The organism is Nostoc punctiforme PCC 73102, assembly GCF_000020025.1.
Taxonomy (GTDB): domain Bacteria; phylum Cyanobacteriota; class Cyanobacteriia; order Cyanobacteriales; family Nostocaceae; genus Nostoc; species Nostoc punctiforme.
Window position 1 is genome coordinate 8,084,957 of the sequence record NC_010628.1, and the last position, 16,181, is coordinate 8,101,137.

Annotated in this window: 12 protein-coding genes; 5 read left to right on the forward strand and 7 right to left on the reverse strand. The window is 39.3% G+C overall.

All coding sequences use genetic code 11. The annotated features are described in order from the left end of the window. Positions 1-101 precede the first annotated feature (101 nt). Together NPUN_RS33250 and NPUN_RS33255 are read right to left on the reverse strand one after the other, a co-directional pair. Positions 102-989, reverse strand: coding sequence for an alpha/beta fold hydrolase (locus NPUN_RS33250; RefSeq protein ID WP_012412732.1), 888 nt, complete (start codon positions 987-989; stop codon positions 102-104). Between the two features lie 159 nt (positions 990-1,148). After that, positions 1,149-1,652 carry a HugZ family pyridoxamine 5'-phosphate oxidase gene (locus NPUN_RS33255; protein ID WP_012412733.1) on the reverse strand — a complete coding sequence of 168 codons (504 nt, stop codon included), beginning with the start codon at positions 1,650-1,652 and terminating at the stop codon, positions 1,149-1,151. A 629-nt stretch (positions 1,653-2,281) separates the two neighbouring features. On the opposite strand from NPUN_RS33255, the gene NPUN_RS33260 reads away from it, so the two are divergent. Together NPUN_RS33260 and NPUN_RS33265 are read left to right on the forward strand one after the other, a co-directional pair. Then, complete coding sequence (locus NPUN_RS33260) at positions 2,282-3,247, forward strand: aldo/keto reductase (RefSeq protein WP_012412734.1); 966 nt, start codon at positions 2,282-2,284, stop codon at positions 3,245-3,247. Between the two features lie 216 nt (positions 3,248-3,463). Then, a complete protein-coding gene (locus NPUN_RS33265) occupies positions 3,464-4,456 on the forward strand; it encodes a hypothetical protein (RefSeq protein ID WP_012412735.1) in 993 nt (330 codons plus the stop codon). A 133-nt stretch (positions 4,457-4,589) separates the two neighbouring features. Here the strand turns inward: NPUN_RS33265 and NPUN_RS42320 are convergent, their stop codons facing one another. Further along, a complete protein-coding gene (locus tag NPUN_RS42320) occupies positions 4,590-4,769 on the reverse strand; it encodes a hypothetical protein (protein ID WP_167315695.1) in 180 nt (59 codons plus the stop codon). Between the two features lie 328 nt (positions 4,770-5,097). Here NPUN_RS42320 and NPUN_RS33270 point away from each other — a divergent pair, with 328 nt between their 5' ends. Further along, a complete protein-coding gene (locus tag NPUN_RS33270) occupies positions 5,098-5,988 on the forward strand; it encodes a hypothetical protein (RefSeq protein ID WP_012412736.1) in 891 nt (296 codons plus the stop codon). 66 nt (positions 5,989-6,054) lie between these two features. Next, positions 6,055-7,047 (forward strand): pentapeptide repeat-containing protein, encoded by a 993-nt coding sequence (locus NPUN_RS33275; RefSeq protein ID WP_012412737.1) that lies wholly within the window; start codon positions 6,055-6,057, stop codon positions 7,045-7,047. Between the two features lie 104 nt (positions 7,048-7,151). On the opposite strand, the gene NPUN_RS33280 is transcribed toward NPUN_RS33275, so the two are convergent. The 3 genes from NPUN_RS33280 to NPUN_RS33290 form a co-directional block, all read right to left on the reverse strand. Further along, on the reverse strand, positions 7,152-7,517 hold the full coding sequence (locus NPUN_RS33280; protein WP_147262594.1) for a hypothetical protein: 366 nt from the start codon (positions 7,515-7,517) through the stop codon (positions 7,152-7,154). A gap of 236 nt (positions 7,518-7,753) precedes the next feature. After that, entirely contained in the window at positions 7,754-8,557 is an 804-nt protein-coding gene (locus tag NPUN_RS33285; protein ID WP_012412738.1) for a peroxiredoxin-like family protein, read from the reverse strand. Between the two features lie 122 nt (positions 8,558-8,679). Further along, a complete protein-coding gene (locus NPUN_RS33290) occupies positions 8,680-8,937 on the reverse strand; it encodes a hypothetical protein (RefSeq protein WP_012412739.1) in 258 nt (85 codons plus the stop codon). A 291-nt stretch (positions 8,938-9,228) separates the two neighbouring features. On the opposite strand from NPUN_RS33290, the gene NPUN_RS33295 reads away from it, so the two are divergent. Beyond that, entirely contained in the window at positions 9,229-10,293 is a 1,065-nt protein-coding gene (locus NPUN_RS33295; RefSeq protein ID WP_012412740.1) for an AI-2E family transporter, read from the forward strand. A gap of 301 nt (positions 10,294-10,594) precedes the next feature. Here NPUN_RS33295 and NPUN_RS33300 read toward each other — a convergent pair whose 3' ends face one another. After that, a complete protein-coding gene (locus tag NPUN_RS33300; protein WP_012412741.1) occupies positions 10,595-16,048 on the reverse strand; it encodes a trifunctional serine/threonine-protein kinase/ATP-binding protein/sensor histidine kinase in 5,454 nt (1,817 codons plus the stop codon). Between the last annotated feature and the right edge of the window lie 133 nt (positions 16,049-16,181).

Here is a 16,181-nt window from a genome sequence, read left to right on the forward strand (position 1 = left end):
CTGCAACCTTTTCTTTTTTTTCAGCAAGCCCTAAGTAGTCATTTGTTATTTGTCATTTGTCTCCCTCATCCCCCTCGTCTTCCCCAGTCCCCACTCCCCAGTTACCGAAGATATCGTTGCAATAAACCAATGACAACTTCTGGTATTTCTAAATGAGGTAATATTCCTGCATCTGCGATCGCATAAAAATCTTGAATTGCCCTTTGATTTAAATTTGCCAAGCGTTGTCCTAGTTTGATATTGGTAAATTGTGCCTTCTCTCCCCAAAACATCACAGTGGGAATTGTCAGTTGCTGAATATATAAACTCAGATCAAAGTAAAGATCGCCCCGTAAAAATGCCAAGGCGGAAAATTTGGCATTAGGTTGTTGTGCAGAGGTTAAATAAGCATCCACTATTTCTTGAGATACTCGTTCTGACTTGGCAAACAGAAAACTTTGTAAAAAATTTCGGACTGCAATTTCATTTTCAGCACCAAGCATATAAATAAAATTGTCCAACAGAGGCGTATTGATTACCGAAAGCGGAAGTCTGCGTCCAGCACCCTGCCCAAAATCATCAAACCCAGATGGGGACACCAAAAACAGTGCTTTGAATAAATTGGGTTGAACAATAGCTAGACGGATAGCAAAAGCGGCTGTTAGAGAAGAGGCTACCACCGTCACCGGCTGACGACAAGTTTCAATGATAAACTCTGCGATCGTGCTGAGATAATCCCTAATTTTATAATCCCGGACTGGATGAGCCGATTCTCCCCAGCCGATTAGATCGGGAGCTAAAATGTGGTAATTAGAGGCAAAAGCCGGGTAAACTTTAGACCATTCATACGCAGATGCCCCACCACCAAAGTTATGGAGAAACAGTAGTGGAGGTAAATCTTCAGTGTCAGCGAACGCCCAAGGTGTATTCGTTTGGGTATAGTAAACCATTGCCCCCAAGGATGTATGGATAAGTTTATGTCCAAAGCCAGGAGGTTGAAACTGAAGCATAAAATTAAAAAGTATAGTTTAATGGCACTTTACCCGAAGGCAAAATTAAGAGGTATAAATTCAAGCTTACCGATAAATATCAGAGTAAGTAAAATTTTTGTGTCCTAAGCTATTTCATATTTAATTTGTATACAGTCAAACTAATTCATAATTCATTTTTTACTTTTGATTACTATCTCCTGCGATCTGAACAAGTTGATGGAGGTTCTCGCCACTGATATGATAAGCTGCCCCAAAACCAACTACAAAACGCCCTTCACTAGGAGTTAGCTGAAAAATCCGAAAGTCAGACAAGCCGCGCAAAACCTCGACAATTTCACCAAATCGCCCTTGAAATTGCTCAACAATTTGATTCCACTTGTCAGTTTCACGCTCTATCAAAGTTGCCGTACAATCAAAACTCAAACGACGACGGGCAAAAATTAGATTACTCTTAGCTTCATCTTCGATAAATAAGACACTTACATGAGGATTGGTATAGATATTTTTGGTATGAGTTGAAAGACCACTGACATAAATATAGATATTTTTGGAATTATCCATTACAAAGGGAGCATAACTAGCATTTGGTATTGCTTGGGCGTTCACGGTGCTAATGATTACACTCTCAAATTCTTCAGTAAACTTTTCATACTCAGCTTGAATGTTTTCAAATTGACTCATAAGTAAATTGCCGTTTAATTAGTAACAAATAGTTATTGTAACGTGATTGAGCGATGTCTACGATGGGCTAGGGATCTGCGGGTTAATAGTATCAGTATCCCAACCAGACGGGTTTCGACACTTCGACTGCGCTCAGTGCATCGCTGCGCTCAACCCTCAGCCATCGAGAGCTGAGCGCAGTCGAAACTCGGTTTACTGGTACTTTTTTCACACAAGTCCCCTACTGTGTGGAGTTCGAGTGAATCCCCATTCGTTAGATATTTAATAAGTAGGATTGCAATACTGTTCGGTTAAGGGAAAAGCGTACGGTAAAAGGAGTGGAAGACTTGATATATAAGGTTTTCCTCTTTAACCTTTTTCCTTTAACCCAAAACCCGACAAGTATTGGGTAGGATTGCTATATTGCCAACACTGTTAACGCAGACCAAGTAGGTGGTAACATCCAGAACAAGTATGCTTAAGAACGCTCAACGAGAAGAAGGCTTGATTTAACATGATTTTCCGTGATAACCTACGTTCATCTTTAAAAAATACGGTTTATCAATAGCTTTATAGTAGTTTTAATAGCATACTGTATTTTTAATTTGAGTTAGCACAAGTAATTCTAAAACTGTCTGAAGAAAAAACTCATGGTCATTACACAAAGGCGTAAACTTGGACGTTCAGAACTAGAAGTATCACCAATATCTTTTGGTGGCAACGTATTTGGCTGGACTATTGATGAAAATAGTTCATTTGAGATTTTAGATAGCTTTATAGAGGCTGGAGGTAATTTTATTGACACAGCTGATGTCTATTCCAAGTGGGTTCCAGGAAATCAAGGTGGAGAGTCTGAGACAATTTTAGGAAAATGGCTCAAGCAGCGCGGTAATCGTGACCAAGTGGTGATTGCAACTAAGGTTGGCAACGATATGGATGTTAGAGGCCAAGGGCTTTCTCGTGAACACATTCAACAAGCTGTGGAAGACTCGTTGCAGAGGTTACAAACCGATTATATCGATCTATATCAATCGCATATCGACGATGAAAACACTCCACTTGAAGAAACCCTTGAAACCTACGCAGAATTGATTCGTCAGGGAAAAGTACGTGCGATTGGTGCTTCAAACTATAGTGCAGAGCGTTTGGGGCAGGCATTAGAAATTAGCCGTCAGCATGGCTATCCTCGCTACGAAAGCCTTCAGCCCCGTTATAACTTGTATGACCGAGATGGTTATGAACAGGATTTACAACAAATTTGCCAAGAACAGGAAATTGGCGTGATTAACTATTCCTCTCTGTGCAGTGGTTTTCTCTCTGGTAAATATCGCTCAGAAAAAGATTTGTCTATTAGTCTTCGTGGTAATTCTGTAAAAAGATATTTAAACCCTCGTGGCTTGCAAATTCTAGAGGCAATTGATCGGGTGGCAACGACTTATAATTTTACTCCCACCCAAGTTTCTCTGGCATGGCTCATTGCTAATCCCAGTATTACTGCTCCTATTGTTAGTGCAACAAAGGTTGAGCAACTCAACGATATCATCAAAGCTGTCAATATAAAGCTCGATCAAGATGCTATTGACCTTCTCAATCAAGCCAGTTCCTCAAACACCTAGTACGGCTACCCGAAAGTCAACACTCAAAAGTTATTCCCCCGGTCAAGAGCTTTCTTCTTTGAAAAAGGGCGTGTCGCATTTAGTAGATTGTTTGGTGCAGTCTTTTGTGGATATTAGTCATAATAGCGATCGCTGGGCAAGTCCTTCAAAAAGAAAAAAATTATACGAAAACTTTCCGTACAATAAATAGTTATGTATGTCGTTTGATTTTATCCAATGACGTGGTTTGAAACATTAGCCGGTTTTCCTGAAGAGTCCCCACAAGAGGTTTGGCAGAATATCACTGTTGACGGTAAGGTATTGAAATCTCATGTGAATGGGGAAGTAATGGTTTGCGGTCAGTTGGAAACACCGTCTTTAGCCCAACTCAGAGAACGTGTCCATGCGAGTGGATATGAGGTTGGACAAATATCGGTACGCGAAATAGTTGCCAACGTCCAGGATTTGCACATAAATGAATCGAATGCTGATGCGCTTTTTCAAGTAGCTTCCCAGTTTAATCTGCTGGAAATGGTATCTCCAAATGTAACGCCTGAGGATGGTGTGGGGATTTATGAGAATGATTATACCCAGGGGCCAGCCTGTGCGATCGCGGCTGGTGCAGGAACGATTTATCGAAACTACTTTGCAACCGTAAATGGGCAAACCGGACAATCAACAACAAACCAAATCGATTGTCTTGCAGATATGGGAGTAGCATTGGGAAATTCCAAAAGCCGTCTTTGGGAAATGAGAAACGGCTATGCTTTGGCATCACATAGCGGTTTGGTCGAGATTTCAAATCGACTTCGAGGAGCAAGCGAGAGTGAACTTGATGGATTGCGAGAGTTGTTACGAATCGGCATTCAATGGAGTACGCAAGTAACGCTCAATGATTGCAAGCATACGGTCTCACAAGCCTATTGCTCTGCCTTGCCAGTTAACTACTCTCGTCATTCCTCAAATCTTTGGACGGAATTTGCACGCCTCGTTTTAGAGGCATCCTATGAAGCAACTATTTGTACTGCAATCTTGAATTCGATCAGAAATGGAAACAACAGATTGTTTCTTACGCTTCTCGGTGGTGGAGCATTTGGCAACGAAACCGATTGGATTATTGGAGGAATCCAACGTGCCTTGAACCTTTACAAGTATGCTGATCTTGATATAGCGATCGTAAGCTATGGCTCGTCTAAGCAATATGTCCAACAACTTGTAAACCAATACTAATGTAAGTAACACATAACTAGTAACTGTAATATAACAACCCAGTGCAAGCAATGAGAACCTGGCTCAAATAATTAGAATATTTATACAACGGGAGCTTGTGGGTGAAAATAGCGGCAATATCAGCAGCTAGTTACTAAAACAGCCAATTTAGAGCTTGAGCTAGATGATTCGCATTTTTCATGCAATTTCTGCAATTTCGCCCACCAATACGCCACTCATAACTCCAATAGCCCATATCAGCAGGGCTTTCGGCAATTGCGGATGTCGTTAATGGATGCGGTATTACTTGGGATTGCCTTGAAACTGTAGGCATCCTTACCTTGTGTCAACCCTAGGCAAAGTGCTTCGACATGACTACACAAGCTAGATAAAAAGGGTATAACATAAGACCAGCCCTTTCAAAGTGAGTAGAAATTATCGAAAGTGAATTTCTCCGTAAACCTCTTTTCTATATATTCTCTATCTTAGAAAATCTGATGCCTGCTCTCAGACTTTCTACTGTGCATTCTCGGTTAAATAAATAACTTATAAGCCACTTTACACCCAGAGAATGCTCCGATAAAAAGAGATTTTACGAGTCACGTTGAAAGGGTTAGTTTTATCATTTGTTCCTATTTAATACTTGTGCCAGAGATTTGCCGATGGAAACTATATCTAGTCTCGATGCAGTAACTAAACATTTAGAACAGCATGAAAGCTCAAAGCGGATTAAAAAATTAATATATTCGGCTTGTAAAAATATTTGGGAGAATGATGAAGAGACGCTAGATAGGTTTAAGTTACAAGAACTAATTCAAGAATTATTTAGATTGAATCCAACTACCAACAAGTTAAATTATAGTTTATCTGAAGTTGTAAAAACTCTTAATAAACAAGCTGAATACGCCATAATCGCCAATGTTATTTTTCATCAAATGCAGAAGTTATATATAACGCCTGAAGAACCAACAGGAATATTTTTAAATAAACCTCATCAAGAAGAATCAACAGGACTATTATTAAATCAACCTCGCAAAGAGGAACAAATATTTTATAATTCCGAACCAATATCATTAAATTCTATCGAGAAATCTCCAAACAGTCAAATCAAACATCAATATAATCAGTTTGATTTACGGCAAAATATTATGAAGTATACTAACCCACTTAGGGCTAAAATAGTTCTATTTTCTGCACTTGACAAAAAATTTACTTTCAATGAAGAAGACTGGTTGAAACTGAAGACTCAAAAACTTGATGATTTATTGCTGAGATTATTTAATATCTGTCCAACTCTTAGAGAGCTTGAATCTAAATTAAATAGTGCTGTTATATCTCTAGGGAAGCCGGATGAAAATATTCAAGCAGCTAGTGCAATTATCCAATCTATGAGAGCTTTGTATGGCGATATATCAGCCAGCGCCAATGGATATAATCCGTTCAACAACACTCAATCTCCAGAAATGAAAACACCAGTTAATCCTTATCAGAAAACTGGACTCAATGATGATGGTAATACCTGTCAATTTATAGCACCCCCTACCAAAGAATAATGGTAGTTTTTGATTATTGTTAATCCGAAAGAAATTAAAATTTTGTGGTAATTGATAGGAAAGAATATGGATGCAAATGAACTTTTAAAGCGCTATGAGAATGGAGAAACAAAGTTTATTGAGGCCAACTTAAATGGAATAAATTTGTTTGGTGCAGACTTGATTGGCATAGCTTTGAATAAAGCAGATTTGGGTCATGCCATCCTAATTTTTAGCTATCTAAGCCGGGGAATTCTGAATCACGCAAACCTAGTTTGTACAAAGCTAAGTGGTGCGAACCTAAATCAGGCAAGTTTAATCAGCGCCAACTTGCATGATGCTAATTTACATGGTGCAACTTTGCAGGGTGCTGATTTGCGTAATGCAAATTTAACTTTGGCATATATGCTAGATACTAACTTGATGAATGCCGATTTACGTGGTGCAGATTTGAGTGGTGCAAATTTAAATGGCGCGTGCCTGCGTGGGGCTAACCTGCGAGAAGAAAAGAGAATGTACTCTGCTAGTCTACGGGGTGCTAATCTTCATAAGGCTGATCTGCGGGGCGCTGATTTAACTGGTGTAGACTTATCTAAAGTTGATTTGAGTGGTGCTAACTTGAGTGAGGCAACGCTACGTTATGCCGATTTGAGTGATGCCAATTTGAGTGAAGCGATTTTGCATAATGCATCTTTGGCAGATACTAACATCGGTGGTGCTAATTTGAAAGGTGCTAACCTGATGAATGCTAGATTGGAACGTTCAAATCTCATTGATGCCGAACTTACAGGTGTTAATTTGTATGGTGCAATTATGGCAGACGCTAAACTGACTAGATGTCAGATGAGTGGAGTAAACCTAAGTTTTGCAAGGCTAAATAGAGTTGATTTAAGTCGAGCTAACCTGCGTCAGGCTAACCTCACAGAAACAGACTTGGTTGATGCCTATCTTGCTAGGACAGACTTGACTGGTGCTAATTTAAGTAAGGCAAATTTGATCAGAGCAGAAATGAGTAGTGCAAATCTGACGGGTGCAAATCTGCGTGGTGCAGTTATGCCTGATGGAACAATTAATTATTAAAAATATACATGGGCAATACCCACTATTTTGTCTCGAACAAATCTGCCTAAGTTAGGATTTACACATAAAGATTCTCTGGCAAAATTGGCTGTAAAGTTTACTATTTAACGCTGCCAATCATATATTAATCGTCCATGACGATCGCGCACAAGTTCCCATTCTCCATGACGATATGGTTGTCCATGATAATTTACAGAGCGATAGCGTCGTCTATAATAATGTCGTCGATTCCTCTGGCGTTGATAATAATATTTTCCAGTCCGTTGCCGTCTATGATAACGTCGTCGAGTCCGTCGGTGAGCTAACAAAAGCTCTTCGCTTTGCTCTCCAACTAATTTTGTCTGTGCGTCAAGAGCCTGTTCATTGAGAACATTATTGAGAGTGTTATCCTTGGCTTCAGCCAAACCAGGTGGATAAATAAAGGCTAATAGCAAGAACACAATTGAGGATAGCTTTTTGAAACGGTTCACGTCTTTGCTTTTCTAAACTATTGGTAATGATTTTATTTAATACTTAAATTTAGTAACCATATAGTTCATAATTCACAAACTTGAAGAGAGCAAAAGTAATAAAAGTAATTGTATTAAATATGAAAATAGTTAACTACAACAGGCAACCAGATGATGTACATCTGTTATGGGGCAAATGCACACAAAAGTGTTCAATTTCACAACTTTGTTATGTTTAGATATTATTGAAATAGCAATTAGGAATTAGGAATTGAGGTAAAGCTATCTGTTTCGATAAGGGATAAAAATGATAGGGGCTGACTCATATTAGCAGCAAAGCCCAAAATTCCTGGATCTCGATGTTCGTAAAGTAACTGGCCTTGGGTATCAAACAGAAAAGTTCCACCACGCTGAGTTAAGTAGGCAGGATTAGGTACATAAGTATGCCAATTGCTCAGAACTTCCACCATATTCCGTAGCCGTAGAGTAGCTAATTCAAAGGGACGTTGAAACCCAATTCCACCAGCTAATTGGAAAAATGAGCCTTGAAAGGCAGGTAGAGGAGTACCTTGAATAATTTCATCATCTTCAATGAGTTGAGGGGCTTGGCGATCGCCCCTGTATCCTCGAAAAACTTCTCTTAGCGTTCCAGGACTTCCAAACCCTGCACACATGAACAGTAGATTTAGCCAAGCTTTCTGAGTAGGGGAAATTCCAGGGACAGGAAGATTCAGACCTGAATAAAGTTTGAGTTGGTGATGTAGTTCTGCATTAGGTTCAACAAATAAATTTTCGGGTGGAAATCCTGTATATTCACAGAATTTTGTTCCAGAGGCGCGATCGCCAATTCCGACTGCACGAATAGCAAGTTTTTCATCTGGCAATTTTTTAGCTTCGCGCTGTAACCACCACGCATATTCAAGGCTATCAAAATCCCCAAGTTGTGGCCAGACTAAAATAAGGATATGTGAGGCAGTCTCGCAATTTTCTAGTAAAGGTCGGATTATGCCATCACTAACACGCTGAAGTTCGGTCTGATTAAGGATAGCGTAGGGATTCATTACAAAGTATTAACTGCTATTTAGCTATTCAATTTTAATGCATTTTATTATCCTATGCAGTTATAAATGCCCATTAGCTTATTACTTTTGCTCATAAACTCCAACCAGTCGTGCCTGTTCAATCACATGGTCAGCGATCGCGTCTTCCTAGTGAAAGATAACAACTGTCTAAAGAGCGATCGCACTGCCTCGACAATAGAAGAAGCGTCAATTTTTTTTGCTGCAAAAGGCACAATGCAGCAATTAACTCGTTGTATGAAAGCGATCGCAGCTGCCACCGAATTTTGCTGCGTTAAAAAGTCACCTTTCCTAGAGGCGATAATTTTAAGATTCAGTTGAGATTCAGCACGTTTGGGTTCGTCAAAGGAAAAAACTACCATTAGGTAAATTGAAAAATCATCTTTTTCATACAGACATACAAAATAGTTAAACTTCCTTCCCAAGAAAGATGACTTGAATGTCTAGACCTCTCTAAGGATAAATAGAATAAAATTTTAGCTAGGGAGTAAAATATCTGAGCGAATTAAAACTGATTTGACTATATGGTCACAAACAGGAGAGAAAAACTAGACTTGTGGCGATCGGGCTTACAGCTACCTTTAAAAAGAAAAATTCTGTGCTATCCCAGGCACTAATTTTGGAAAATTAAAACAGAAGAATAAGTGATAGTAATGGCAAATCTCAGAGATACAGAGAATGGATGGTCGCAGTTAACTCGTGGTGCGCCATTGGCAGTAATGTTAGCAGCAGCACTCTACATTTTATATCAACTTTTACCAGTATTAGAACTTTTAGTTATTGCAGCATTGATTGCTTTAATTTTGAGAACCCTATTAAGGTTTTTACAAAAGTTAGTCAAATCACAGGATGTTGCTGTTTTGCTACTAATTGGATTAATCATCGGATTTGTTGTGGTATTAGCTACTGTAGTTGTGCCTAGTGTGACATTTGAATCTCAAAAATTAATCAAAACATTACCAACTTATCTCAATAGATTGACAGGAGATGTTGAGCAGCTACGTCAGAAATTCACTTTCATTCCTGACATTTCCCAAGCACTAATACAATTACGGAATTTGACCGACCATTTACTAGGAGGAGTACCCGTTTTCTTAGGTGAAGCTTTAAATTTAACCATTGAGTTGGTAGCAACGTTAATTTTAGCGCTTTACATGGCTTACGATCCTAATTCCTTAGTGAAAGGGATTTTAAGATTAGTACCAAGGCGACATCATCAACGATTTAAACGAATCCTTAAGGCTTGTGAGACAAGATTGCGAGGCTGGATTTTTGGGACAGGAATAGCGATGATATTTCTGGGTGCTGGAGCAACATTTGGACTTTTGATTTTGGGGATTCCGTCAGCTCTACCATTTGGTATTATTGCAGGATTATTTGAAATAATTCCTTACTTTGGTTCGGTCATTGGTGCTTTTTTACCAGCATTAGTAGCATTGAGTATTTCACCGCTAAAGTTAGTATTTGTGTTGATACTTTTCTTTGTAATGAATCAAATAGATGCCCATGTTGTTCAGCCTTTAGTGATGGGTCAGCAAGTTAATATCCATCCAGTGATGGTGATTGTGACATTTTTGGTAATGGGTAAGCTATTTGGATTTATTGGTGTGCTGCTTGCAGTGCCTGCGGCAGCAGTCATAATTACGCTTATTGATGAGTTTACGCCTGAAGAAAAGCTGATAGAGCCAGTAGAAGTTGAAACTGGAATAGATGTTTAATCGAACGATTGAATAAGCAATTATCCAGCAATTTATAAGCCATAACCAAAACGTAGAATGATTACTCTAAGAACGTGCAAATGGCAAGGCGATCGCAACATTTAATTATAACGAATTATGAAACAAACATCATCTCAACTTCATTTGTATTGTGTTTAGCAATTTAAAAATTCCATTGCTCAACTTGTCGCTTGTCAAGCTATCTAAATAGCAGCTTATCAAAAAAAAGTAGTTAAAATTCAAAAATGCGTTTGCGTCTGTGAATGAAGAATTTGTGGCTGCTCATATTTCTGCTGTAAGATCAGACACTTCTTCCTTCTAGCCTTGCCTGAAGGGGGATAGAAACAATAAATTCAGCCCCTTGTCCTAAAACGGATACACATTCCAACTGTCCTCGATGCTTTTTAGTCACAATCTGGTAACTAATAGATAGCCCTAAACCAGTACCTTTACCAACAGCTTTGGTAGTGAAAAAGGGTGTGAAGAGTTGCGATCGCACATTTTCACTGATACCAGAACCGTTATCAGCAATGCGAATGACCGCGAAATCGCCTTCAACAGTAGTACGAATTGTAATGATACTTGGCTGATGTGCGATATCGGCATAAGTCCGATGTTCGTTAAATTCCTCTAAAGAATCGATCGCATTTGCGATCAGGTTCATAAATACCTGATTTAGTTGGCCAGGGTAGCACTCTACAGGTGGCAGGTTGCCGTACTCCTGTATTACCTGAATTCCCGGAGAGTCTGGCTGGGGTTTGAGCCGATTTTGCAAAATCATTAGCGTACTATTAATGCCCTCATGGATATTAACGGCTTTAACATCAGCTTCGTCTAGGCGGGAAAAGTTTCGTAAAGATAATACAATTTGACGAATGCGATCGGTTCCTACTTTCATTGAAGCCAACAGCTTAGGTAAGTCTTCCATCAAAAAATCTAAGTCAAATGCATCTATTTCATCTTGAACTTTAGGTGGTAAATTCTGGTTTTGCTGCTGATAAAGTTGTACTACACTCATCAAGTCTTTGACATAATTATTTACGTAAGTCAGGTTGCCGTAGATAAAGCTGACTGGGTTATTAATTTCGTGAGCAACGCCTGCCACCAACTGCCCCAGGCTAGACATTTTTTCGCTTTGCACCATCTGAGACTGGGTAAGCTTCAATTCATCGAGCGTGTGTTCTAGCTGCTTTGCTTTCTCACGCGCTTGTGTTTCCGAAATTTCTAACTCTTGGGAGTATATGTGCAAATTTGTGTATAGCCGAGCATTTTCTATAGAGATGGAAACTTGCGAAGTTAATAAGTTCAGTACCTCTAATCGATCTGCGGTAAAGACTCCGGTAGTGAGGTTATTTTCCAGGTAAAGAACTCCAGTTAGCTTACCCTGATGAGCGAAAGGCAAACACAAAATTGATTTGGGTTGATTGGCAATAATATAGTTGTCACTTACAAAACGCTCTGTGTGACTAGCATCGTCTAAAACCAAATTTTCTTTTGTTCTTTCAACATAGTTAATTAGTAAAGCTGGCAATTTATGCTTTACTTGCACCAGACTGGACGATCGCACTGTCACTTGGTCTCGATCGGTATTTCCTTCGGCTTCAATCACCCACTGGTTATCTTGTTTTACAAGTAGATAACCCATTTGGGCACCAGCATTCTCGATCGCGATCGTCATCATTTTCTCCAGCAGAGGATTTAACTCCATCTCGCTTGAGAGTGCCTGCGATGCTTTAATTGCTGTGCTTAAATCCAGAGTTTGGGTTTTAGCTTCAGAAATATCCCGAATCTGCTTTGTAGCAGTACTACGCCCATTTACCTCCCCGACTGAATCTCTAAAAAGTTGGGAGTATTGTTCATCCAGTTGCCGGACTTTAGCCGTAGCTTCCCACTTGAGATAGCAATAGCGGGCTTCTTTAAAATAAACTTTGGCAAAGTTTTTTCTCTCCTTTGCCAAGTAAAATCGAAATGCGAGTTCGTTTGCTAAGGCTTCATTCTGTAAATAACCGTTTTCGGCGGCAGAAGCGATCGCTAGGTCATACAACTCCATTGCCTGATAATCTTGTTTATAAATCCGAGCCACTTCTGCTTGAATCAGCAGGAACTTGTGTTGATAATTGCTTGGGCAGTGTATTGCCCATTGCTGGAATTTTTCTAAGTTTGCATTTAGTTTGTGCAGATAAATGACTTGAGTTGCGGTATCTGCATCCGTATAACCCCCTGCTAAGGCAATACTTTGGTGAAAATAGAAAACAGGATTAATAAAAATTCCTCGCGCTCCCGCAACAAATTTTTCGGCATTCTCTGCATACTCAACAGCTTTGGTATACTCTCCATACCAGTTACAGAGCGCGAGTTTATAGATGTAAACTACAAATGCACTCAACATATCTGAAGATGCCAATGCAAACTCTAGTACTTGCCGTTCATCTGCCCAAGTTCCCACAAGTTGGTCAATCTTACCTGCTGGCTTAGTCAGGTTAGCGATCGCTTCCATCGCCAGCAGATGGTAGTTCAACATATTTTTGTCAATCTTGCGGAGGCTAGGAATAAAATCTTCGGCTACTTCTGCGGTTTTTTCTAAGGATTCATTTCCAAATAAGCATTGCCATAAAAAATTAACTGAACAATAACCAGACCATTGATAAGAACCTGTTTCTAAACCACTATTAAATCCCTTCAATAAATAAGGTTTTGCCTGGCTAATATGGTCTTTATAGTGACAGATTAAACCTCCCCACATATTCAAAATATTCGCTTCTAATTCTTTCGTTCTTAAAATTTCATGCAAACGCAGAGATAGCTCACCAAACTCATAACCTGAATCTACCTCACCATATTCAAATACTAAGTTGAAGGAATACAGCATGTAACCAAATACAGAAATCGGTGAGTTGCCATACTGAACTGAAAGTTGAGTTATATTCATTGATGTGATATGCAACGCTTTAGATCCTAAAAAGTAGGCAATAGGCCAGACTTCTTTTAGGATGCGTTGAGCCATTAACTTCTCTTCGTCTTGCATTGGTGGTAATTCTGCGAGACTAAAGGTTGAGCGATCGCCAATAACTTTTTTGGTTTGATTAAGTTTTTCTAATAGATATGCATCATCGGGATAAGCTGCAAACTCCAAGCCTAAAAGCTCCAAAGTATTTAACCCAATTTTATATGCGGAGTTTAAATCATTCTCCATGCGATAACACATAATCCGATATTCATTCACTCGACACATATCGAGAGTAGTTTGAACCTGGCTGAAAGTCTGCTCGAAAATCAGCAAAGCTTCCTCATATTTTCCATTTAAAAATTCTGCCTCTCCAGATTGTAAATATAAAGTTAACGTGAGTAAATAATTATCCTGCCAGGTTTTATCAGGTAGATAACTCATCCCTGTTTTCAGCAATTTGAGTGCAGTTACAAACGCCGAAGATGATTTTGCTCGCTGTCCTGCTTTCAGATTTAATTCTGCCAGTTCATATCTTTCTGCTGGTTCCACAATCAATGAACTACCAGCATTGAGATGGTTGACGATATCAAAAAGATGTTCTTCTAACTGGGCTTTTTCAGTATTATGTAATAGTAGTTTTCCAATTTTCAGATGCACTTCTTGTTGCTGATCGGTTGGAATTAAAGAATAGGCAGCTTGCTGAACGCGATCGTGCAAGAATTTATAGTCAACTTGTATCGCAGTATCGCAGTAAGTTGCCAATTCCGACTGATTCAACAATTGAGGAATTTTGTAAGTATCGCTTAAGGGTAGAATTAATCCCGCCCGTAAAGCTTCCCATAAATCAACTGCTGTTGCTGATGGAGATTTTTCGTTTACTACAGCTAGAATTTCTAAATTAAAACGGTTGCCAACACAAGCAGCTAATTGTAAAACTTGCTGCGTCGGTTCTGACAATCTCTGAATTTTATTCACCATTAAATCTACTACATTATCGGTAATGGCTTGTTCCTGAATTCTGTTGAGATCCCACTTCCAGAAACCCGAACGATAATCAAATGTCAAAAGATTATCTTGATGTAATACTTTTAGTAACTGAGTCAAGAAAAATGGATTACCTTGGGTTTTTTGAAATAGCAAATCAGCTAAAGGTTCTGCCTGGGATGATTCGCAATTGAACGTGTCAGTAACCAATTGAGTAATATGAGGTGCTGCTAATGGCTTCAAAAGTAACTCTTCAACGGTTGCCCCAAATGCTTGAATTGTCTCTAGCATTAGCATCAGTGGATGGGTGGGACTAACTTCGTTATCTCGGTAAGCCCCAATCAGCAATAAATACCGACTTTCTGGGTCAGTCATCAAATTTTCGACCAGGTTGACAGAGGCAGCATCTGCCCATTGGAGGTCATCTAAAAACAATACTAAGGGATGTTCAGCACCAGTAAAGGCATGGATAAATTGCTTAAACACCCGATTAAAACGATTTTGAGACTCAGCAACGCCCAACTGCGGTACAGGCGCTTGCTGCCCAATAATCAGTTCTACTTCCGGGATGACATCAATAATAACTTGACCGTTAGCTCCCAATGCTCGTAGTAATTTATTTTTCCAAACCTCAACTCTGGCTTGGGTTTCAGCTAACAGTTGTCGCATCAATTCTCGAAATGCTTGAATCAAAGAAGCATAAGGAATATCTCGCTTGAGTTGATCAAATTTGCCACCGATGAAGTAACCTCGTTGCCGGACAATCGGTTTGTGAACTTCGTTAACTAGTGAGGATTTGCCGATACCTGAATATCCTCCTACCAACACAACTTCGCTAGAACCAAGGCTAACTTTTTCAAAGGCAGCCATTAAAGCTGCCACTTCTACTTCCCGACCGTAAAGTTTTTGAGCTATTTGGAATTGATGCGAAAAATCTTGCTGGCCTAGTGTAAAAAGCTCAATACTTCCTTTTGTTTGCAGTTGTATTGCTGCTTGCTCTAAATCAGCCTTTAACCCGTAAGCACTCTGGTAGCGGTCTTCAGCAGTTTTGCTCAGGAGCTTCATAGCGATCGCAGAGATTCCCAGTGGTACATTAGGATTAATCTCGTGCGGAGCTATAGGAATTTTCGCAATGTGACAATGCACTAACTCCATTGAGTCTTGAGCATTGTGGAAGGGAAGCTGACCCGTCAGCATTTCGTAGAAACTGACACCTAATGAGTAAAAATCTGTACGATAATCTAAGGTTCGGTTGATACGTCCGGTTTGCTCTGGCGACATATAAGCCAGTGTTCCTTCTAGAAGGTTGAGGCTAGTAATTTCTGGACTTTCTTTTGATAACAACGAAGCGATGCTGAAATCAATCAGTTTTACTTTTTCGGTATTGGGGTTATAAAGAATATTTTCGGGTTTAAGATCCTTATGGATAATGTGGTGGGTATGTAACTCTCCCAAAGTTTCAGTAATTTGAGCGGCAATGTTCAGAAATTTTGTAAGTTCAATCCCTGTAGTAGATATCTGATGTTTTAAGGTTTCTCCACCAAAGTCTTCTAAAACCAGTGCTAGACCATTATTGTAGCCGTTGTCATAACTGATTAATTCATGGACTTTAATTACACCTGCAATATTCAAATTTTGGATGATTTCGTATTCGTGCTTGAGTTGGGCAATCTCTTTGATACTGGGATACTCTGCTTTGAGCAGTTTGATAACAACTGAGTGTCCGTTAGCCTTGGAGTATCCTCGATAAATTACTGTGGCAGCAGCTTCATAAATTAAACTTGTAATACTATAGTCAGGGATGTGAGCAATTAATTTAAACATTAATACTTGTCTGAATGTTGTTTTTTAATAAATTTTGGTGGCTCCTATGATAGTTCCCAGAATTCAAGTCAAGTTAACTCTTCAGATGCTAATTAAATAAAGATTAGCTTCCCTAATCTTTAGCACCACGCAA